Genomic DNA, 19955 nt, shown 5'->3' on the forward strand with positions numbered 1-19955 from the left:
ACAGCTCCTAACGCCATACGCCCGCCTTTCCTGGAGGTGATCGCACAAGATCGCCGGTCGGCATGAACTGCTCGGGGCCGCCCGGCCCTGCCGAATAATCGGCCCGGACCCTCCCCGTCGCCGCCTGCGAGGGTCCGGGTACGCATCAGTCATGAGCAAGCACACACCGATGGACAAGGACGCTGCCGCAACGCTCCATGCAGGGCCTCCAGCAGGCAGAAGGTGCAGGCGGCGCGATCCAGCGAATCGTCGGGCAGGGGCGGGTTGTGATACACCAGCCGCCGCCACGACCCGCTCACCAGTCCGTCGTGCTCGCGCATGTGCTCGACTCCGGCGTGCTCGCAGCGCGCCGGCAAGGTGGGCGGGTCCTTGACCGCTTTCACGATCGGCGTCCCGGCCGGGGTGCAGCTCCCGGATCTCGCCCTGATGGTCCCACTTGGTCTGGGCCCGCTCCGGATATAGCTTGATGCGCGACGGGTCCGCCACACCGATCTGCTCGTTTACGTGGTCCACCGCCACCTGCGGCACATCCCGCGGATCAAGCAGGAACGTGCCGAGCATCCGCTCGGTGCCCCATCGAACCGCGAACCCCAGCCGGGTTGTGAGGACCGCGCTTCTCCGCCACCTTGGCCAACGCCGGGGCGTCCAGATAGAAGAACCGCTCCAGATCGGCTGGCGACGGCGCCGCCGGGAACCGGCCATACCGGCTTACCTGCTCATCAAACAGATACTCGGCCACAAGCCGCGAAGCTGAACGATCAACCGCTGGTTACCGGCAAGTACCCCCAACCTGAGATCTAGATCGTTGAGCCATGCTCAGCGCACCTGTGCTGAGCTGGGTAAAGTCCTTAACGTTGTTCCCTGGGGAGATGGTCCCAGCACCCCGATACGAGCCCGCGGCCGACCGGCGCCTCACTCCCCGGCGGCGTCGAGCCGGGTCGTGACCTGGGTGGCGAGCCGCCGCAGGGCGTCGACCTGATCGGGACCGAGGACGTCGAAGAACAGGTGCCGGACGGCGGCGACGTGGCCGGGGGCGGCGGCGGTGATGGCCTCTCGCCCGGCCTCGGTGAGCACGACGAAGGCGCCCCTGCCGTCGTCGGCGCACTCCCGGCGTTCGACCAGGCCGCGGCGCTGCATCCTGCTCAGGTGGTGCGACAGGCGGCTCTGCTCCCAGTCGAGTGCGCGTTGCAACTCGTAGGGACGCAACCGGCCGCCGGGCACGTCGGTGAGGTGGACCAGCACGTCGTAGTCGGCCAGGGACAGGCCGCTGGCCGCCTGCAACCGCCGGTTCAGCTCGGCGCTCAGCCGCCCCTGCATCCGCAGGTAGGCCCGCCAGGCGAGTTGCTGGTCGTCGTCGAGCCATCGAGGGGTGTCCATGGACCCACTCTACCCAATGTGCATGACACATCATGAACTTGTGGAATGAATGACACGTCATATAGGTTGACGGCGGTGAATGACACATCATCTTCCCTGTGGAGGGAACCGACATGACCCCCGCGGCCCTCGGCCTCACCGCGCTGACCGCGCTGACCGCGCTGACCGCGCTCACCGCCGCACCGGAGACCGGCGGCCTCCCGGTCGGCGACAGGATCGTGATGAACTCCGAGGCCTCCGCGATCAGGAACACCTGACCCGCCCCGCCGCCGGCGGGCACGCCCGGCGACGCCGACCGGCAGGGCCGCACCCGGCCCGCCTTCTCCTCTTCCTGGAAGGACCCGTCCCATGCGCACCTCACCGACCCCGACCGTGGACGTCCGCCGCGCCGACGAGCGCTTCACCACCGCCATCTCCTGGCTGGACTCCAAGCACTCCTTCTCCTTCGGCGGCCACCACGACCCGGCCAACACCCACCACGGGCTGCTGCTGGTCAACAACGACGACGTCGTGCGGCCCGGCGCCGGCTTCGACACCCACCCGCACCGCGACATGGAGATCGTCACCTGGGTGCTGCAGGGCTCCCTGGTCCACCAGGACTCCGAAGGTCACAACGGCGTCATCTACCCCGGCCTGGCCCAGCGGATGAGCGCCGGCACCGGCATCCTCCACTCGGAGAAGAACGACTCCTGGCGCCTCCAGGGCGGCACCGCCCACGACGAGCCGGTGCACTTCGTGCAGATGTGGGTCGTGCCCGACGAGAGCGGCATCGCCCCGGGCTACGAGCAGCTGGAGATCGACGGCGAGTTGCTGGCCGGCGGCCTGGTGCCCGTCGCCTCCGGCATGGCCAAGCACGACGGCGCCGCCGCCATCCGCATCAAGAACCGCTACGCCGCGCTGCACGCCGCCCGCCTGCAGCCCGGCCGGAGCGTGCAGTTGCCCGAGGCGCCCTTCCTGCACCTGTTCGTCCCCCGCGGCGCGGTCACCCTCGAAGGCGCCGGGCAACTGGCCACCGGGGACGCGGTGCGCCTGACCGCCACCGGCGGCCAGAAGGTCACCGCCACCGAGCCGGCCGAGATCCTCGTGTGGGAGATGCACGCCACCATCGCCGCCTGAACCCGCCACGGCCCGGCGGCGCTCACCCCCTCGACGACGCGTGGCGCGATCCGACCGGCGAGGGGAACCGGCGGCCGCCCGTGCCCGCCCGGGTGGCGGTCGGCCGCCCGCCCGGCTCGCGGCGTCGAGCAGTACGAGATCACGGTCGTGCGGCTCAGCGATCTCGCCGTCGACGGCCGCCCGGCGGCCGGGTGACACGGCTGAGCGCACGACCGGCCCGTCGCCCGCCACCACCGGATTCACGCGGCATTCACGCGGCACCGCCACCGGATTCACGCGGGACCGCCGGCTCCGGCCGGATTTGACCTTGTCCCTGGGACAAGGTCAGACGCTGGCCGGGTGAACCGTATCCTCCTCCTCTTCCTGGCAGCGGACGCCCTGTCGCTGCTGGGCAACTCGCTGATCGCCATCGTGCTTCCGCTGCTGGCGCTGGAACGCCTGGGTAGCGTGGGCGCTGCGGGCACGGTGTCGCTCGTGACCGCGCTGCCCCTCGTGGTCGGAGGGCTCGTGGGCGGCCTCGTCGTCGACCGGGTCAGCCGGCGGACGGCCGCGATCACCGGCGACGTGTCGTCGGCGCTCGCGGTGGCCGCGCTTCCGCTCGTCGACCTGGTCTGGGGCCTGGATCTCGGCTGGTTCGGCGTCCTGGGCGTCCTCGGTGCCCTGGCGGACATCCCGGCGATGACGGCCAGGGAGGCGATGGTGCCCGAGGTCGCCCGGTTGAGCGGTGCCGGGCTGGAACGGGTGACCGGCGTGCGCGAGGGCACCGGCGCCGCGATGATCATCATTGGTCCCGGTGTCGCCGGGCTCGCGCTGGCGGTCGCGTCGCCCGCGACGGTGCTGTGGGGCATCGCGGCGGTCTCCCTCGTCTCGGCGGTCTGCGGCCTCCTGCTCCCGCGCGCGGTCGGCGCGAAACCGGCCGGGCTACGCCGTCTCGGCGGGCTCCGGGACGCCCTCGGCGAGCTCCGCGCGGGATTCACCGTCCTCGGCGGGGACCGCCGGCTGCTGACGGTGATCCTGTTCGTCACCGCGTGCGCCGCCGTCCTCGCCTGTTTCCAGGGCATCATCATGCCCGTCCACTTCAGCCGCGCGGGCACCCCCGGCCTGCTCGGCACGATCCTCATCGCGATCGCCGCCGGCATGATCGCCGGTTCGGGACTCTACGCGGCAGCCGGAGGGAAGAGCCGTCGCCGGCCCTGGGCGACGGGCTCCCTCGCCCTCCTCGCCGCCGGCGTCCTGGTCCTCGCCACCCTCGCCTCCTACCCGGTCATCCTGCTCGGGGCGGTCGTCACGGGCGCCGGGATGGGTGTGCTCAGCTCCGTGTTCGCCGTGGTCACCCAGGAGGCGATTCCCGAGCACGTCCGCGGCCGCGTGTTCAGCGTGCAGAACATGTTCACCTCGCTCGCGTGCCCCGTCGCAGTCTTCACCACGGGAATGGCGATCGATCTCTCCACCCTCGCGACCACCTCGCTTACCCTGGGTCTGATCTGGGCGGTCACATCCGCGCTCGCCGCGGCCACGGCCACGTTCCGTGAGCTCGACGAGCGGGGCGACCGCCCCTGAAGGAAAGACCGCTGACCATGCTGACGATCGGTGACCTCGCCCGGCACTGCGGGACCACTCCCAAGGCGATCCGCCTCTATCACCGCAAAGGACTCCTTCCGGAGCCCGACCGCGCGGCCAACGGATACCGCCTCTACGACGCGACCGCGCTCATCCGCCTGCGGCGCATCCGCGGCATGCGCGACCTGGGTCTCCCACTGAGCCGGATCGGGGATCTCCTCGACGGGCAGGCGGCGGCCATGCATGACGCGCTCTTCGAACTGCGGGACGAGCTCGACGAGCAGGCGGCTCTCATCGCCCGCAAACGGTCCGCGCTGGAGCAGTTGCTGCGCGACGACCGGGACCCCGAACTGCCCGCCAGGCTCGGCACCGCCCTCGCCACGCTCAGGGCGGCCGGGCTGCCCGCGCCGATCCTGAACCGCGACAGGGAGGACCTCCTGCTCGTGATCACCCTGGCCGACGACCCCGCCGCGACGACCGAGCAGCTCACGACCATGTACGAGACTCTCGCCACCGCGCCGAATCTGTCCCGTTACGTAGAACTGTCACGCCGCTTCGCCGCCCTCGCGGACGGCGGACACGAACCGGCCGAGCTCGACCGGCTCGCACGCGACTACACCGGTTTCCTGCTCACCGCGCTTCCCGCCCTCGGCCGGACGGACGCCCCCGCCCACGGCGGGAAGGACTTCAGCGAGCTTCTCGGCGAGTACGACGAGAGCACCCTCGGACCGGCGCAACTCGCCGTGCTCAACGCCGTCCACGAGAACCTCGGCGCTCACCTGGAGACGGTGATCCCGCAGGCCCCGTCGTGACGCGGTCCGCGGGCGAGAGGCGCGGCAGCGACACCGCGCCGGTGACCGCGGCCACGCCGTACACGCGCGTCCCGCCGTCACCGCCGGGGATGTGGCCGCCCTCGACGCGGTCGCGGGAGCTCCTGCGGGGCTGAGGACACCACGTTCGCCGACTCGGGCGAAGCCAGGTCATCGCTCCTCGGGCAGGAAGGTCACCTGGGGCGCCCCGGTGCGGGGATGGACCGCCACCTCGCTGGCGACGCCGTACACACCGGCGATCAGCGAGGGGGTGAGCACCTCGGCGGGAGTGCCGCAGGCGGCCACCGCGCCGTCGGCCAGCACGTACAGCCGGTCGCAGAAGTAGGCGGCGAGGTTGAGGTCGTGCAGGGCGACCAGGGCCGTGGCCGGTAGGCGGCGCAGCAGCGTGAGCACCTCCAACTGGTGACGCACGTCGAGATGGTTGGTCGGCTCGTCGAGCACGAGCAGCGCCGGCTGCTGGGCCAGGGCACGGGCGATCAGCACCCGTTGCTTCTCACCGCCGGAGAGCCGGGCGTAGGGGCGGTCACCCAGACCGGCCGCGTCGACCGCCTCCAGCGAGGCGGCCACCAGACGGTGGTCCTCGACGGTGTCGCCGTCGAGGAGCCGCTTGTGCGGGGTGCGTCCCATGGCCACGACCTCCCGGACGGTGAGGTCGAAGTCGCCGCCCGGCTCCTGGACGACCGCGGCCACCACGCTGGCCAGCGCGCGGACGCTCAGCGACCAGGCGTCGCGTCCCCCGACGAGCACCTGCCCGGTGTCGGGCCGCAGCACCCGGTACACGGCGCGCAGCAGGGTGGACTTCCCGCTGCCGTTGGGGCCGACCAGCCCGACCACCTCACCGGGGGCGGCGTTCAACGACAGGTCGTGGACGATCCTGCGTGCTCCGGCGCTGAGTGAGACGTCCTCGATCCGCAGATCGGCGCCGCCGGGATCGCCGGGGCCGGTCCTGTCGTCCCGGGCGCCTGTGGAGCCCGCGTCGTTCCTGCTGCCCTTGCCGCTCCTGCCGTTCATGTCGTCGATGTCGTTCACGCCGCGTGCGCCTCACGGCGGCGGGCCTGCCGGCGCATCAGCCACAGGAAGAACGGGCCGCCGCACAGCGCGGTCAGCACGCCCACCGGGATCTCCTGCGGGGCGGTGACCGTGCGGGCGGCGACGTCGGCGCAGACGAGGAAGGCCGCCCCGCCGAGCGCCGCGGCCGGTATCAACCGGCGGTGGTCGCCGCCGACGACGAGGCGCGCGGCGTGCGGCGTCATCAGCCCGACGAAGCCGATGGGCCCGGTGGCGGCGACGAGCACCCCGGTCACCACCGAGAGCAGGACGAACATCCGGACGCGGAAGCCGCGCACGTCCAGGCCCATGGTGGCGGCGGCCTCCTCGCCGGCGAGCAGCAGGTTGAGCGACCGGCCCTGCAGGAACAACGCGACGGTGGCGGCCGTCAGCACGGCCGCCGGCAGCCACAGCGTCTCCCAGTGCACCCCGCCGAGCCCGCCGAGCGTCCAGGAGAGCACCTCTCGCGACTCGTTCTCCCGGTCCGCCGTCAGCAGCAGGAAACTGGTCAGCGCCGAGAACACCGAGGCGACGGCGACCCCGGCCAGCACCAGGTGGACGGAGGTGATCCGGCCGCCGACCCGGGCCGTCACGTACACCAGTGACAGCGCCGCCAGCGCACCGGCGAAGGCCGCCAGCGACAGGGACGGCCGGGTGCCGAACAGCGCGAAGCCGGAGACGATCGTCAGAACGGCGCCGAAGGAGGCACCGGAGGAGATGCCGAGCAGGTAGGGGTCGGCCAGCGGGTTGCGGACCAGCGCCTGCATCGCCGTGCCGACGACCGCCAGCCCGGCGCCGGTGACCGCGCCGAGCAGCACGCGCGGGGCCCGCACGTCGAAGACGATCGTCTCGCGTGTCCGCGTCCAGGTGACCTCGGACGGCCACGGCAGGCCGGCGCGGTGGCCGAGGACGCCCCACACCTCGCCGGCGGGCACCCGCACCGAACCGAGGCCGAGCCCCACCGTCATCGAGACCAGCAGGGCGGCCGTCAGCAGGACCAGGACGAGCGCGTACGGCGGGCGGGACCGCCGGGCGGCTCCCCCGGCGAGGCGGGGAAGGCGGCGCCGGAGCGCCGGTCCGGTCACCGGAACCGCTCGGGATGCAGTTGCCCGGCCAGTTCCTCCACGGCCTGCGGGGGCCGCACGCCGACGACGGTCGCGGTGAGCGGCAGCACCGCGAACCTGCGGTTCTTCACGGCGGGGACGTCGGCGAGGGCCGGCTGCGACTGCAGGAACCTCTTCTTCTCGGCCACGTTCCCCGGGTCGCCGTAGTCGTAGATGACGATGACCTCGGGCCTGCGGTCGACGACCTGCTCCCAGGAGACGTCGCCGAACACCTTGTCGAGGTCGCCGAAGACGTTGCTGCCGCCGGCCAGGCGGATGATCTCCTGGCCGATGCCGGTGCCCCCGGCGGTGAACGCCGTCTTGTCTCCGCTGTCGTAGACGAACACCGGCACCGGCCGGACGCCGCCGAGCTTGCCGGTGACCGCGTCGACACGCCGCTGCATGTCCTGCACGAGTCGTTCGGCCCGGTCGGCGACCCCGAAGATCTTCCCGACGGTGCGGATCTCCTCGTGCACGTGGTCCATGGTCAGCCGGCCGGCCGCGCAGTACTCCAGGTTGAGGTGGGTGTCGATGCCCGCGTCGGCGAACGCCTTGCGGGAGCGGCCCTCCTTCTCCGCGAACGCACTGCCGTAGCCGCCGTAGACCAGGTCGGGCCCGGCCTCCAGCACGGTCTCGAAGGAGGGCTCCTTGGCCGACAGCTCCGGGATGCGCTCGTACGCCTGCCGGTACTGCGCCAGCACCTCGGAGTCGGGGAAGGCCGTGCCGGCCATCGAGGACTCCAGGCCCAGGGCCAGCATCAGCTCGGCCGGGTGCTGGTGGATGGTCACCACCCGTGACGGGGGCCTCCGGTAGGTGGTGCGCACCCCGCAGTTGTCCACCGTCACCGGGAAACCGGCCGCGGCGGCGCCCGGCCGGGCCCCTCCCGGGCCGCCCGCCCGGGTGCCACCCGGGTCGCCTGCGCCGCCGCAGGCGGTCAGGAGCAGGGCGGCGACGGCCGACACGATGCCGCCGACGACGGCCGGACGGCGGGGACGCCGCCCGCCGGAACCGCCGGGAGATGGGGGAATGCCGAACACAGGAGCCTCCTGAGGTGTCCACGCGCCTCGAACGGACGTCGCGACGGCCCAGTCTCCTGACTCCCGGATCGGCGCTCACCCCGACCTTCCCGCTCGCGCAGTGGTCGACGTGGGGTTCGCTCCCCGGTCACAGTGGCGGGACCGTGCCGGACTCACACCGGCTTCCTGGTTTCCGTCGCGGTGACGATTAAAGCAGCATCCCCGTGCGTCACGACCGGCGGGGCGCCGTGGACGCGGACCGTGCTCACCGCACGGTGAGCACGGCCTCGCCCCACGGGCGACGGCCGGCCAGGTCACCGATCGCCGCGGAGCCGGATTGTCGGAGGGTGACGCTACGGTGGCGTCGGCCGAGCTTCGGTCTCCCGGCGGCAGGCCGGGCATCGACACGGAAGGCACCAGCACATGACCGTCGCCCTCACCGGTGACCCCCGCCCCGGCGGCGGGCGGGCCGGGCTCCCCCGCCCCCTTGCGAGCGTTGTGGGGTCCGCGCGTGGCTGACCGCAAGCACGGCCGCCCCGCGCCGGAGACGCACTCGACCGTCGCGGCCGAAGACTGGTACGGCGACGACCTGTCGGGGCAGAGCCACGAGCGGGTCGCCTTCGTCGGCGTGGACATGACCGAGACGGAGAGCCGGGGTGCGGTCTTCTCCGAGTGCACCTTCCAGGATGTCCGTTTCAATGCCTCCACGCACTCCGACACGGCGTTCCTGAACTGCACCTTCGTCCGGTGCACGTTCTTCGACGCCACCTTCACCAGGTGCAAGTTCGTCGGCAGCGTGTTCGACCGCTGCACCTTCGACCTGCTGAAGGTCAGCGGCGGAGACTGGTCGTTCGCCGGCCTGCCCGGGGCCGACCTGCACAGCGCCTCCTTCGTCGACGTGCGGCTGCGTGAGGCCGACCTCACCGGCGCGCGCTGCGAGGGCGCCACGCTCCGCGGGGCCGACCTGGCGGGCGCCTGGCTGCACAGCGCCAAGCTCTCCCGTTGCGACCTGCGGGGCAGCGAGCTGTCCTCCCTCGACCCGTTCAATGTCGAGATGAAAGGCGCGATCGTCGACATCCAGCAGGCCGTGGTGATCGCCGAGGCTCTGGGCCTGGAGGTGCGTCCCGGCTGAGCCGCCGGCGCCCGCCCAGCCCCGGCCCGGGGCACGATCGCGTCCAGGCCGGGGCCCAGCCGGCGGGGGGGCGATCGCACCCGAGCCGGAGCCCGGGTGCGATCGCCCCCCGCCGGGCGTCACCTGGTGGCGCCGGCCACCCACTTCGGCGCGCCGTACTGGTAGGCGCCGAGGCTCGGGACGGGGTCCGTCGAGCCGTCGTTCACACCGGGCAGCGGGATCGCCGCGTTCCGCGCCGGCGAGGCCTCGGACAGCCGGTAGTCGTGCCGCGCCGGGTCGGCGAACAGCGGGTCCACGTCGGCCGGCAGGTTGTTGGACAGCACCATGCCGCCGTTCGTGGCGTCCTTCAGCCCCCGGATCGGGCCGATGTTGTTGTACACCTTGGTGCCGGTCGAGGCGTTCGGCTCCTTGACGTAGAACATCGTCATGCCGCCGGTGTTGTTGTAGACGAGGTTGTCGCGCGAGCCGCTGCCCAGGCCGTTGAGCATGACGGTGCCCTCGGAGTTCCCCCACCCCACGTTGTTCGCGATGGTGATGTTGCTCTGCCCGTTGTCGGCGTAGACACCGGAGACCGCGAACGAGGTGACGCCCGCCGGCGGGGTGCCGTCGTGCAGGACGTTGTGATCGATCGAGGTCCGCAGCATGTCGGCGGCGCAGCAGGTGTAGATCGCGGCCGTGTCCAGGCTCAGCCGGGCGTACAGCGAGATGTCGTTGTAGGCGATCCGGTCCGGGCCGGGCGTGCCCCCGATGACGGTGTCCCACTGCAGGTTGACGCCGCTGCGGCCGACCCGGTAGATGGTGTTGTTCGTCACCGTCTGGCTGTTGCCCTGCACGGCGACCCCCGCCGCGTAGGTGCCCATGTAGTCCACGTCGTGGATCATGTTGTTGTGCGCGGTGTTCCGCTGCCCGCGCAGGGCGATGCCGTTGCCGGCGCTCAGCGAGAGGTCGCTGTTGACGACCTTGTTGTCCGTGCCGTTGAGGACGATGCCGGTGTCGGCGACGCCCCTGGTCACGGTCGATCCGCAGTCGGTGCCTCCGCGGGTGATGTCGGTGTAGTGGGACAGGTACGTGCCGGTGACGCCGTCGATCGTGACGCCGGTGCTGGCCACGCCGGTCTCGATGGTCGAGGCGAAGAGGCCGACGCCCGCGACCGTCGTGTGGCTCGCGTTCCTCAGGTCGAAGGCCAGCGACCGGGTCTTCGCCTCGATCACGTGCCGGTTGGGGGTGTCCTCGCCGTAGAGGTAGAGCCGCTTGCCGGCCGGGTCGTAGAACCAGGTGCCGGGGTGGGCGAGCTCGCCGATCTTGCCGGAGAGCGCGTACCGCGTCTCCTTCGGCACCACCTTACGGACGCAGGGCGGCACCGCGTCGAGGGTCACGGACCCCGCGTCGGAGTTCTTGATCGTGGACGTCGCCGTCACGTACCAGTAGCTCGTCAGCACCCGGGCGCCGTTCCAGTACCCGGCCGGGCGGGTCAGCGCGTCGTCGACGATGGTGGCCTCGGCGCTGCCGGGGCCGGCGTACTCCCGCACCGGGTCGAGCAGGTCGAGGCCCGGGTACGGGAACTGCGCCTCGACGTTCATCTTCCCGTCGGTGAAGGTCTGGACGGTGGTGACGTCGGAGCCGAGGTCGGCGCGCGCGCTGTGGACGTGGCCGGCCTCCACCGCCCTGCTGAACGGCGAGTCCGCCGCGAACGGGTCGGTCTCCGCGATGCGCGCCACATCCCGGGCGGTCACCTTCGACCAGCCCTTGATCCGCGTCGTACCGCTCAGCGTCACCCGGGCGCCGGGGAACGCGCGGTAGGTGACGGGCCGCTTCGCGGTGCCCGAACGGGCCGGTACCACGGTCTCCCGGTAGGTGCCCGACATGATCAGGCACGTGTCGCCGGGTGCCATGGCGTCGGCGCACTGCTGGATGCGGCGGTACGGCGCGGCGGGCGACCGGCCGGAGGCGGACTCCCCGCCCCAGGGGGCCACGTAGTACGTCCTGCCGCCGGCGTGCCCGCCCGCCTCGGCGGCCGCCGGTACGGAGGTCGCCGCACCCGCCGTCGTCAGGAGCAGCACGGCCGCCATCGGCCGGAAAGTCCGTAACACGTTCTCTCCCATTCGGTTGACGAATCGGTTGACGAGGCCGTTCAGCCCTTGACGGCACCGACCGTGAGGCCGCTGATGATGTGACGCTGCATGTAGACGAAGAAGATGACGACCGGTGCCACCGCCAGCAGCAGGTTGGGGAACACCTTCGTCAGGTCGGTCGAGTACTGGCTGATCCCCGCGTAGATCGCCGTCGTCACCGTGTACCTGCCGGACCCCGGGCTGAGCAGGATCTGCGGGCTGACGAAGTCGTTCCAGATGCCGATCGAGTTGAGGATCAGCACGGTCACCACCGCGGGCCGCATCAGCGGGAAGACGATCGTCCAGAAGGTCCGCAGCCTCCCCGCGCCGTCGATCATCGCGGCCTGGTCGATCGAGACCGGGATGGTGCGGATGAATCCGACGAACAGGAAGATGCTCACCGGGAGCGTCGAGGCCACGTCATGCGCCACCAGGCCGGTCACGGTGTTGGCCAGGCCGACCGAGCGGAGCACGTAGATCACTGGGATCACCAGGGCGGCGGCGGGGATGAAGGTGCCCGCGAGGAAGTACAGCAGCACCAGCTGGGTGCGGCGCTTGAGGCTTCTCGCGATCACGTAGGCGGCCGGTCCCGCCAGCAGGATGCACAGGACGTCCACCACGACGACCAGGAAGAGCGTGAACCCGTAGCCGCCGATGACGTTGTACTGGGGGCTGTTGACGGCGGCCCAGAGGTAGTCCAGCGTGAGGTCCCCCACCGGCAGTGAGAAGGGGTTGTTGAGGATGTCCTCCTGCGTTTTGAAGCTGTTGACCACGAGCAGGTAGACCGGCACGGTCATGGCCAGGAAGAGCAGGGTCAGCATGACCGGGCGCACGATGCCGCGCCGGCGTCCGGGTTCGGTTTGCGTGTGTACGACCATCACCTGCTCCTAACCTGTCGCGGCCCGGTCCTGGCGGTTGCGCACCGCGGTCACCAGCAGGGCGAGCGCCGCGCACACGACCATGAGGAACACGGCCTGCGCGTTGGCGTAGCCGACCTTCGTCCCCTCGAAGGACCGGGCGAGGATGAGGAACGAGTAGGTCTGCGTCGCCCCCGCGGGTCCTCCGCCGGTGAGGCTCACGACCAGGTCGTAGGTCTTGATCAACCCGATGAGGTTGAGGACGGTCGCCACGGTGATCACCGGTGAGATCATCGGGATGACCACGCGCATGTTGGTCTGGTGCCTGGTCGCGCCGTCGATCGCCGCGGCCTCCAGCAGTTCGGCGGGGACGGTCTGGAGTGCCGCGATGAACAGCACGACGTTGAATCCGAAGCCGGCCCACACGATCACCCCGATCAGCGAGATCAGGGCGAGCTGTTCCTCGAAGAGGAAACCGATCGGCCCGATGCCGAAACGCTGGAGCGTGCTGTTGACGGCGCCGTTCGTGCCGAGGATCGCCGCCCAGAGGAAACCGAGGATCAGCGCGCTGATCACGTGCGGGTAGTAGGCGAGGGTGCGGAAGAACGAGTTCGTCCGCGAGCGCTCCTTCAGCAGCAGCGCGTAGACCAGGCCGCCGCCGATCATGAGCACGGTGCCGGAGACCGCGATGGCCGCGGTGACGTACCAGGCCCGCGACGAGCTCGGATCGTCGAACAGGTGCAGGTAGTTCTCGAACCCGATGAACACGGCGTCGGAGAAGCCGTTCCAGTCCGTCAGGCTGAGGTAGACCGCCACGCCCACCGGCACGACGGTCATCACGGTGTAGAGCAGCACGGACGGAGCCAGGAGCCCGAACGTGACGGCGCCCTCCCGATACCTGGCGAGCCTCCGGCCGGCGGGTGCCGGGCTCCGGCGCGGCGTGCCCGGCTCCCGCTCCCGGGGCTCCCGCCGCTGCGTCAGCTCTGCGAGTTCCACCACTTGTCCAGACTCTCGGCGACCTGCTTGGCCGTGGCACCGGTGTACAGGGACTGGACCTGCGTGTTGAGCTCGGCCGGGTAGCCCTCGATCGGCTGGCGCGCACCCGCCTTGACGATGACGGACGGCGCCGCGTCGAGGATCTTCTGCACCTCGGTGCCGAGGCTGGACGTCTTGTAGGGGAAGCCCTTGCGCAGGTTGCCGTCGGAGGCGAGCTGGCTCTCGACCGCGACGGGATCGGTGACCAGCCACTTCACGAACTCGATCGCCGCCGCCTTGTTCTTGGAGGCGCTGGTGACGACGTACGGGCTGGCGATGTTGCCGAACTGACCGGACGGGTACGCGCCGTCCGTCGGCATGCTGAACACGCCGATCTCGTCGCTCTTCTTCGCGGCGTCCGCCGCGGGGACGAAGAAGGAGCCCATGATGTACATCGCGGACTTGCCGTTGAGGAAGGCCGTCTGTCCGTCCGAGTAGGTCAGGCCGAGCGCGCTCTTGTCCAGGTATCCCTGGTCGATCCAGTTCCTGTGGCGCTCGAGGTACTTCACGTAGTCGCTGCCGGCGAACGTGACCTGCTTCTGCTTGCGCTTGACGATCCACTCGGGGTCGGCGGTCAGCACACCGGAGTCCGCCATCTGGGAGAACTGCGCGCCCGGCACCCACTGGCCCGCGGTCTGCAGCGGCGTGTAGCCGGCGGCCTTCAGCTTGGCCATGGCGTCCTGGAACTGGTCGAGCGTCCTGATGCCCGTCGCGTCGACGCCGGCCTTGGCGAAGGCCGCCTTGTTGTAGAAGACGAGCGACTGGATCTGCTGGCCGACGCCGACCAGGTAGCGCTTGCCGTTGATGGCGTACTGGTCCACCAGCGGGGTCTGACCGGTCCATTCCTGGTCGGTGAGGTCGGCGAACAGGGCGGCGTTCTCCGGGGTCGGCGTGACCTGCTGGGCGATGTCCGGCGGGTCGCCCGCGGCGAGGTCCTGAGTGAGCTTCGCGGTTGCCGTGATCGTTCCGGTCAGCTCCAGGTTGACCTTGACGCCGGGGTGGCTCTGCTCGTACTTCGCGAACAGTCCCTTCCAGTACTGCTCGGTCAGGTTCGGGCTGATGTTGACGATGATCCGGAGGGTCGTCTTACCGGCCTCCGCCGGTTCGGCACCGCCGCAGGCGGCGGTCGAGACCACGACCGTGGTGACCGCGACCGTGGCGGCGCACGCCCGGCGCATCAGCTTTCCCATATGCGCTACACGCTCCATTGCAAGTTGTGACCGAACCGGTCGTGGGGGTGGATCCCGGGCTTCGAGGCGTAGCCTGCCCGCGGCCGCCGGATGGGGTGTCGTGCGACAGACCGTCGACGCCGAGCGCGTAGCGGGTGTCCGGCCCTGTGGTGCCTGGGACAACGGATGGCCTTGTCGGGAACGCCATCGACCACCAGCCCTAACGTTCATCGTCTATCGATAGGAGATGTTATGTGGCATACCTAACTTGTTCAAGGGTCATTTGGTGAGTGACCGCAAGGGCCGGGCCCGACGGATCGGCCGCCGCCCGCGCCGACGCGAGCGACGCGCGCGGAGCCTCCGGCTGTGGCGGTACAGCGCCACGGCCGCCGCCCGGCGATCGGGCGGCGGGACCGGTGACGTCAGGCACCGTCACGGGACCGGTGACGTCAGGCACCGTCAGGAGGCGTCGTCGCGCAGCACGAGCTCGACGACGGGAAGCAGCACGTCGGGTGCGACGACGGGCAGGGTCAGCGTGAGCGTCCCCGGAGGCTGGCCGGGCAGCGCGAGGTTGTTGTGCTCGTCCGCGCCGCCGTCCACCCGGTGGAAGCGCACCTCCGAGCCGTCGTGGAGCAGCTGCGCGTACCGCACCCGCCCCGCCAGCCCCGGCAGGTGCACGTGCTTGAGCGGCCAGACCGGCAGGTGCAGGTAGAGACGGTCGCCACGCCGGGTGTAGAGCGCGTTCGGCGGCGGCTCGAAGCCGCTCGGCCCGGCTCCGTGCACGGCCCTGGCGTGCAGGGACATCCACTCGCCGATGGCGTCCATCGTCTTCCTGGCCCGGGGGTCCAGCGCGCCTCGCCCGGTGGGCCCGACGTTGAGCAGCAGGTTGCCGCCGCACGCGACGGACTGGACGAGCATCCGCACCAGCAGGGCGGGATCCTTGTAGTCGTGGTTGTCGCGGTCGTACCCCCACGACCCGTTGAGCGTGTGGCACGCCTCCCACATGACCTCGACGCCGTCGCGGGTGACCGGCCGGTCGGGCTGGTACTGCTCGGGCGTCACGTAGTCGCCGGGGATGCCCAGGCGGTCGTTGACGATGATCTCCGGTTGCAGGTCGCGGACCGACCTCATCAGCTCCTCGGCACCCCAGTCGCCGGGTCCCTTGCCCGGCAGCCCCGCACCGGCCGAGGGATAGGTGAAGTCGAAGAAGAGCAGGTCGATCGGGCCGTACCCGGTGAGCAGCTCGCGCACCTGCCCCTGCATGTACGCCCGGTAGCGCGCCATGTCCCGCGAGGCGTTCGCTTCGGGCGGGACGCTGTCGCGCAGCGGGTGGTACCGGTCGACGGTGAAGTCGGGGTGGCGCCAGTCGAGCAGCGAGTAGTACAGGCCCACGCGCAGGCCCTCCGCGCGCATGGCCTCGGCGAACTCGGCGACCAGGTCCCGGCCGGCCACCCGGGCGGAGGTGTAGCCGGTCAGCGCCGAGTCGAAGAGGCAGAACCCGTCGTGGTGCTTGGCCGTCAGCACCGCGTACCGCGCTCCGGCGGCCCGTGCCGTCCTGGCCAGTTCCCCGGCGTCGAACAGGTCAGGGTCGAACCGCTCCAGGTAGCGGTCGTAGTCGGCGTCCGACATCGCCTCACGGCTGCGCACCCATTCGTGCCGGGCCGCGAGGCTGTACAGGCCGAAGTGGACGAACATCCCGAAGCGCGCCGCTTCGAACCACCCGGTGGAGCGCACTGGCACCCGAGTCTCCTCTCAAGGTTGACAGCCCTTGCCGATCGGCAGTTACATCTATCATCGATAGGCGATAATATCGATGCTGTTGGATGAGGGGCACTGCATGAAAACGCACGGGCATCTGGGGGCGCCGACCACGCAGGAGGCGGCCTACGAGGTGATGCTGGGGCCGGCCCAGGCCACGCCCTTCGTCCGGCCGACCACCCGCATGGTGGAGGCCCTCGCCGACGTGAGCGCGGCGACCGCCTGCGCCAAGCTCCACCAGATGGGCATCACCCGGACCTTCATCGACGGTCCCGTGCCGCTGCACCGGGAGCCCGACGTGCGCATCACCGGCGGCGCCGTGACGCTGCAGTTCCTGCCCCAGCGCGAGGACGTCTTCTCCGGCGCCGAGCAGGAGGACGCCGAGCGCAAGACCGCGCTCTGGGCGGTGCTGGAGTCCATCCGGCCGGGCGACGTGCTGGTCGTGTCGGCCCAGGCGAGCCACTTCACCGGCTGCCTCGGCGACATGCTCGTCCGCTACTTCAAGCTGCGCGGCGGAGCGGGCATCGTCGTCGACGGGCGGGTGCGTGACGCCGCACGGGTACGCGCTCTCGGCGTGCCGATCTGGTGCACCGGGGTGACGCCGCACTACGCGTCGCAGACGGAGCTGTTCCCCTCCGCCTTCAACGTCCCGGTCGGGGTGGGCGGCACCCTGGTGACGCCCGGCGACATCATCGTCGCCGACGAGGATGGAGCGGTCGTCGTGCCGCAGAAGAGCGCCGTCGCGGTGGCCGAGGACGCCCTCCGGCACCAGGACCGCGAGGCGTTCGCCCGCCGCCGCCTGGACGAGGGCGGGCGGCTGTCCGACTACTACCCGCTGACCGGTGACGGCCTGCAGGAGTATCTGGCCGGCCGCAACGGATGACGTGAGCGACCCCGCCGGGGCGCCGCCTCGCCCCGGCGGGATCCTCCTACGCCTCCAGCAGCTCCGGCGGGACGAAACCCGCTCCGGCGAGCCGGTGCCACAGCTCGGGGGGGATCTCCAGCCGCAGTGACTCCGCGTTCCCCGTCACCTCGGCCGCCGACCGGCAGCCCACGACGACGGAGCGCACGGCCGGATGCAGGAACGGGAACTGGATCGCCGCCGCGGACAGCGGGACCCCGAACTCGGCGCAGATCGCCCGGCAGCGCTCGGCGCGGGCGAGCACCTCCCCCGGCACCGGGCGGTAGTCGAACATGGCGCCCGGGTGGGGGTCGGCCAGCAGGCCGGTGTTGAACACGCCGCCCACGACCACCGCGGTGCCCCTTCTGCGGCACAGCGGCAGCAGCGTTCCCAGCGCGTCGTGGTCGAGCAGGGAGAAACGCCCCGCGATGAGCACGACGTCCACGTCGAACTCCGCCACGTACGCGGCCAGCGGACCGCTGTGGTTCATGCCGAAGCCGATGGCGCCCACCAGACCCTCGTCACGGAGCCTGCGGACGGCCGGATAGGCGGTGCGCCGCACCTCCTCCGGGTAGTCATCGGGATCGTGCAGGTAGAGGATGTCGACAAAGGAGCGTTGCAGGCGCTCCAGGCTCGACTCCAGCGACTCGCGGATCCCGCGCTCGGTCCAGTCCGTGACCACCTTCTCCCCCGGCCGCAGCAGCCATCCGGTCTTCGTGGAGATCACCGGGTCGGCGACGCCCGCGGCCCGCACCGTCCGGCCGAGCCGCTCCTCGGCCAGGCCGTGGCCGTAGCGCGGGGCGGTGTCGAAGTAGGTGACGCCTTCCCGCACGGCGGCCTCCACCGTCGCGGCCGCGTCCTGTTCGGTCACCTCCCGGAACAGCCCTCCGATGGGGGCGGTGCCGAGTCCCAGCGGCGGCAACGTGATCATCCCGTCACCTCCCACGGTGCCCGGTAGGTCGGCGTCGCGCCGCGCAGGGTCATCGTCAGCGTGAGCCGCACCTGCGTCGAGCCGGGCAGCCGCACGCTGACGTACGGGCTGCCGGCCTGCTCGGGCGGCTGGTCGTCGGCGCTCACCGTGTGGACGAGGTGCTCGGCGAACGTGCCGGCCTGGACGACGACCGACTGCGGAGCCGTGCCGAGATTGACCAGCTCGACCACCGTGCGGTCCGCGTCGATGCCGGAGACCAGCGCCGCCACGTCGGCGGGGAGCCCGGGGCGGCGCCGCCCGGCGTCGAAGTAGCGCAGGTGCATCTGGGCGAGCGCGCCGTTGTAGAGGATCTGCGGGGATCCGGTGGTGAGCTGCAGGAGTGCCTCCGTGACGACCGGGTTGTGGTTCTGCCAGTCGTGGATGCCGAACGCGTCGGGGCCGACGGCGGGATCCACCGGGTCGTTCTCGATCGCCTCGAGCCGTTGGGCACAGGCGTCGGCGGCGCTCTGCAGCATCCGTTCGGGGAAGCCGGGGTTGCGGCCCGCGAGGTACTCGTACCAGGGTTCCTCGTGTCCCGCCTCCTCCTTGGTCCGCTGGGTGTGCACGACCGTCCAGTCCCAGCTCGACGCCTTCCTGAGGTGGTCGATCCGTTCCCGGTCGGCCGCGGCCCTGCCGAACTGCCACAGCGCCACGGGGAGCTGGGTCGGCATGATGTTGTGGTCGAACCAGCCGGAGTCGTCGCGGCGCATGGGGGCCATGAGCGTCGGTTCGTTCTCCAGGCCCCGCAGGTGCGGCCTCCAGCGTTTGGTGATGGTCGTGACGTCGGCGGGTCGCAGCTGCTCCGCCTGGTCCAGCACCGCGTCCATCGGGTTGCGTGCCAGGTCGAGGTAGCCCTCGTCGCCGGTCAGCAGCACCGCGTTGACCGCGCCGACGATCGCGGCGGTGCCGACCGGCGCAAGCCCGTGGGGCCATGACCAGCCGTAGTGCCCGCCGTACCAGCGGCCCTCCAGGTGCTCCCCCACCACGCCGTGCGTGCCGGCGTTGTCCGGCACGACGTCGCGCCCGTCCAGCCGTTCGCGCCAGGCGTCCACGTACTCGACGACCCAGTCGGCGTGGCGGCGCTCGCCGCCGAGGAGGTAGGCGTTGGTGACGAGGCTGGTGGCGGCCAGGTTGACGATCGTGTCGCCACGCCCCATCCGGTCCCACATGATCCGTCCGTAGGCACGTGCCCGCTGCGGATCGGCGGCCAGCTCGTCGAAGGAGGTGACGCCGTCGATCCAGTCGAGCGGCAGGCCGTACGGACGCAGCGCGAGGCTCCACGGGAAGTACACGTCGTGGTCGCTGAAACCCCAGCGCGGCCCGCCCGCGCCGTTGTGCGGCGCGCGGATGATCCGGTGCGCGGGGTCGTAGTTGGGCCCGCCGGGCAGGTAGAGGTCGGCGAAGCGGGTCGCGAGCTCGCGCAGCTCACGATCCTCGGGGGCGGCGAGGCAGAGCCCGTAGAACAGCAGCATGCCCTCGCCCTGGTGGAACCAGTCGTAGCCACGCTCGAACCCGTCCACCAGCATGCCCATCTCGGTGAGCTGGCCGGTGACCCCGCGCCAGTGCCGCCGGGACGCGGTGAGGACGTCCGTGCTGCCGCCGAGCAGGTAGAGCGTCGGCCAGTTGAAGAACGCCTCGTAGAAGTCGTCCACGCCGTCACGGCCGTCGAGCCCCTGCCCCAGCGTGTCGCGGAAGACCAGCCGGCCGTCGCCCTCGGTGTACCGATCGGAGAAGACGCGCCACGCCCGGTCGAGCACGGCGAACAGCTCCCGTTCCAGGACGGCCCACCGCGGCGGGGCCGAGGCGCGGGTCGCCTGCACGTGCGGTACGCGTGGTCTGTCGGGCGCCGTCACCGCCGGACCGCTCCCTCGGCTGGGCCGTCACCGGATCTCGCTGCCATGAACATGGGGAACACCTAGCCTATAATCGCTGATCGATAGCCGATGGCTAGAATCTTCGTAAGCCGGTAGCGG

18 protein-coding genes, 1 pseudogene and 1 riboswitch are annotated in these 19955 nt (G+C 71.1%); of the genes and pseudogenes, 6 read left to right on the top strand and 13 right to left on the bottom strand.

Translation table 11 applies throughout. The features are described from left to right. Window positions 1–149: 149 nt before the first annotated feature. The 3 genes and pseudogenes from F4562_RS34390 to F4562_RS00010 form a co-directional block, all read right to left on the bottom strand. Complete coding sequence (locus F4562_RS34390; RefSeq protein ID WP_246473310.1) at window positions 150–383, bottom strand: hypothetical protein; 234 nt, start codon at window positions 381–383, stop codon at window positions 150–152. A 52-nt stretch (window positions 384–435) separates the two neighbouring features. Beyond that, a pseudogene (locus F4562_RS36570) lies at window positions 436–702 on the bottom strand (DUF4158 domain-containing protein); the annotation flags it as partial. A 210-nt stretch (window positions 703–912) separates the two neighbouring features. Further along, a complete protein-coding gene (locus tag F4562_RS00010; RefSeq protein WP_184548495.1) occupies window positions 913–1377 on the bottom strand; it encodes a MarR family winged helix-turn-helix transcriptional regulator in 465 nt (154 codons plus the stop codon). A gap of 98 nt (window positions 1378–1475) precedes the next feature. Here F4562_RS00010 and F4562_RS00015 point away from each other — a divergent pair, with 98 nt between their 5' ends. From F4562_RS00015 to F4562_RS00030, 4 genes are all read left to right on the top strand, one after another. Further along, window positions 1476–1634, top strand: coding sequence for a hypothetical protein (locus tag F4562_RS00015; RefSeq protein ID WP_184548493.1), 159 nt, complete (start codon window positions 1476–1478; stop codon window positions 1632–1634). A gap of 91 nt (window positions 1635–1725) precedes the next feature. Next, window positions 1726–2493, top strand: a complete 768-nt coding sequence (locus F4562_RS00020) for a pirin family protein (RefSeq protein ID WP_184548491.1) — start codon at window positions 1726–1728, stop codon at window positions 2491–2493. A gap of 339 nt (window positions 2494–2832) precedes the next feature. Continuing rightward, window positions 2833–4053 carry an MFS transporter gene (locus tag F4562_RS00025; protein ID WP_184548489.1) on the top strand — a complete coding sequence of 407 codons (1221 nt, stop codon included), beginning with the start codon at window positions 2833–2835 and terminating at the stop codon, window positions 4051–4053. 17 nt (window positions 4054–4070) lie between these two features. After that, window positions 4071–4865: a MerR family transcriptional regulator gene (locus F4562_RS00030; RefSeq protein ID WP_184548487.1), complete on the top strand. Its 795-nt coding sequence runs from the start codon at window positions 4071–4073 to the stop codon at window positions 4863–4865. A 168-nt stretch (window positions 4866–5033) separates the two neighbouring features. Here the strand turns inward: F4562_RS00030 and F4562_RS00035 are convergent, their stop codons facing one another. Genes F4562_RS00035 through F4562_RS00045 form a run of 3 tightly spaced genes read right to left on the bottom strand, consistent with a single transcriptional unit; the run spans window position 5034 to window position 8070 of the window. Beyond that, entirely contained in the window at window positions 5034–5912 is an 879-nt protein-coding gene (locus tag F4562_RS00035) for an ABC transporter ATP-binding protein (protein WP_311734293.1), read from the bottom strand. Then, on the bottom strand, window positions 5909–7015 hold the full coding sequence (locus F4562_RS00040) for a FecCD family ABC transporter permease (RefSeq protein ID WP_311734292.1): 1107 nt from the start codon (window positions 7013–7015) through the stop codon (window positions 5909–5911). Before F4562_RS00040 ends, F4562_RS00035 begins: the two co-directional genes overlap by 4 nt. Continuing rightward, on the bottom strand, window positions 7012–8070 hold the full coding sequence (locus tag F4562_RS00045) for an ABC transporter substrate-binding protein (RefSeq protein WP_311734291.1): 1059 nt from the start codon (window positions 8068–8070) through the stop codon (window positions 7012–7014). Before F4562_RS00045 ends, F4562_RS00040 begins: the two co-directional genes overlap by 4 nt. A gap of 29 nt (window positions 8071–8099) precedes the next feature. Then, window positions 8100–8282: riboswitch (cobalamin riboswitch) on the bottom strand. A 278-nt stretch (window positions 8283–8560) separates the two neighbouring features. On the opposite strand from F4562_RS00045, the gene F4562_RS00050 reads away from it, so the two are divergent. After that, window positions 8561–9181, top strand: coding sequence for a pentapeptide repeat-containing protein (locus tag F4562_RS00050; RefSeq protein ID WP_184548485.1), 621 nt, complete (start codon window positions 8561–8563; stop codon window positions 9179–9181). A gap of 119 nt (window positions 9182–9300) precedes the next feature. Here F4562_RS00050 and F4562_RS00055 read toward each other — a convergent pair whose 3' ends face one another. The 5 genes from F4562_RS00055 to F4562_RS00075 form a co-directional block, all read right to left on the bottom strand. Beyond that, window positions 9301–11271: a right-handed parallel beta-helix repeat-containing protein gene (locus tag F4562_RS00055; RefSeq protein ID WP_221207920.1), complete on the bottom strand. Its 1971-nt coding sequence runs from the start codon at window positions 11269–11271 to the stop codon at window positions 9301–9303. A gap of 41 nt (window positions 11272–11312) precedes the next feature. Beyond that, window positions 11313–12170 carry a carbohydrate ABC transporter permease gene (locus F4562_RS00060; protein ID WP_184548483.1) on the bottom strand — a complete coding sequence of 286 codons (858 nt, stop codon included), beginning with the start codon at window positions 12168–12170 and terminating at the stop codon, window positions 11313–11315. Window positions 12171–12179: 9 nt separating this feature from the next. Beyond that, the gene (locus tag F4562_RS00065) at window positions 12180–13148 is read right to left on the bottom strand and encodes a carbohydrate ABC transporter permease (RefSeq protein ID WP_221207919.1); all 969 of its coding nucleotides are present in this window, start codon (window positions 13146–13148) and stop codon (window positions 12180–12182) included. Beyond that, window positions 13127–14374: an ABC transporter substrate-binding protein gene (locus F4562_RS00070; protein WP_184548481.1), complete on the bottom strand. Its 1248-nt coding sequence runs from the start codon at window positions 14372–14374 to the stop codon at window positions 13127–13129. The genes F4562_RS00065 and F4562_RS00070 overlap by 22 nt, the downstream gene beginning before the upstream one ends. A 438-nt stretch (window positions 14375–14812) precedes the next feature. Further along, complete coding sequence (locus tag F4562_RS00075; protein WP_184548479.1) at window positions 14813–16093, bottom strand: alpha-L-fucosidase; 1281 nt, start codon at window positions 16091–16093, stop codon at window positions 14813–14815. Between the two features lie 97 nt (window positions 16094–16190). Between F4562_RS00075 and F4562_RS00080 the strand changes: the two genes are divergently transcribed. Further along, window positions 16191–16994 (top strand): RraA family protein, encoded by an 804-nt coding sequence (locus F4562_RS00080; RefSeq protein ID WP_221207918.1) that lies wholly within the window; start codon window positions 16191–16193, stop codon window positions 16992–16994. A gap of 46 nt (window positions 16995–17040) precedes the next feature. Here F4562_RS00080 and F4562_RS00085 read toward each other — a convergent pair whose 3' ends face one another. Together F4562_RS00085 and F4562_RS00090 are read right to left on the bottom strand one after the other, a co-directional pair. Then, window positions 17041–17943, bottom strand: coding sequence for an aldo/keto reductase (locus F4562_RS00085; RefSeq protein ID WP_184548477.1), 903 nt, complete (start codon window positions 17941–17943; stop codon window positions 17041–17043). Continuing rightward, on the bottom strand, window positions 17940–19835 hold the full coding sequence (locus tag F4562_RS00090; RefSeq protein WP_221207917.1) for a DUF8034 domain-containing protein: 1896 nt from the start codon (window positions 19833–19835) through the stop codon (window positions 17940–17942). Before F4562_RS00090 ends, F4562_RS00085 begins: the two co-directional genes overlap by 4 nt. Between the last annotated feature and the right edge of the window lie 120 nt (window positions 19836–19955).

It is taken from the genome of Streptosporangium becharense, assembly GCF_014204985.1.
In the GTDB taxonomy this organism is placed as follows: Bacteria; Actinomycetota; Actinomycetes; order Streptosporangiales; family Streptosporangiaceae; genus Streptosporangium; species Streptosporangium becharense.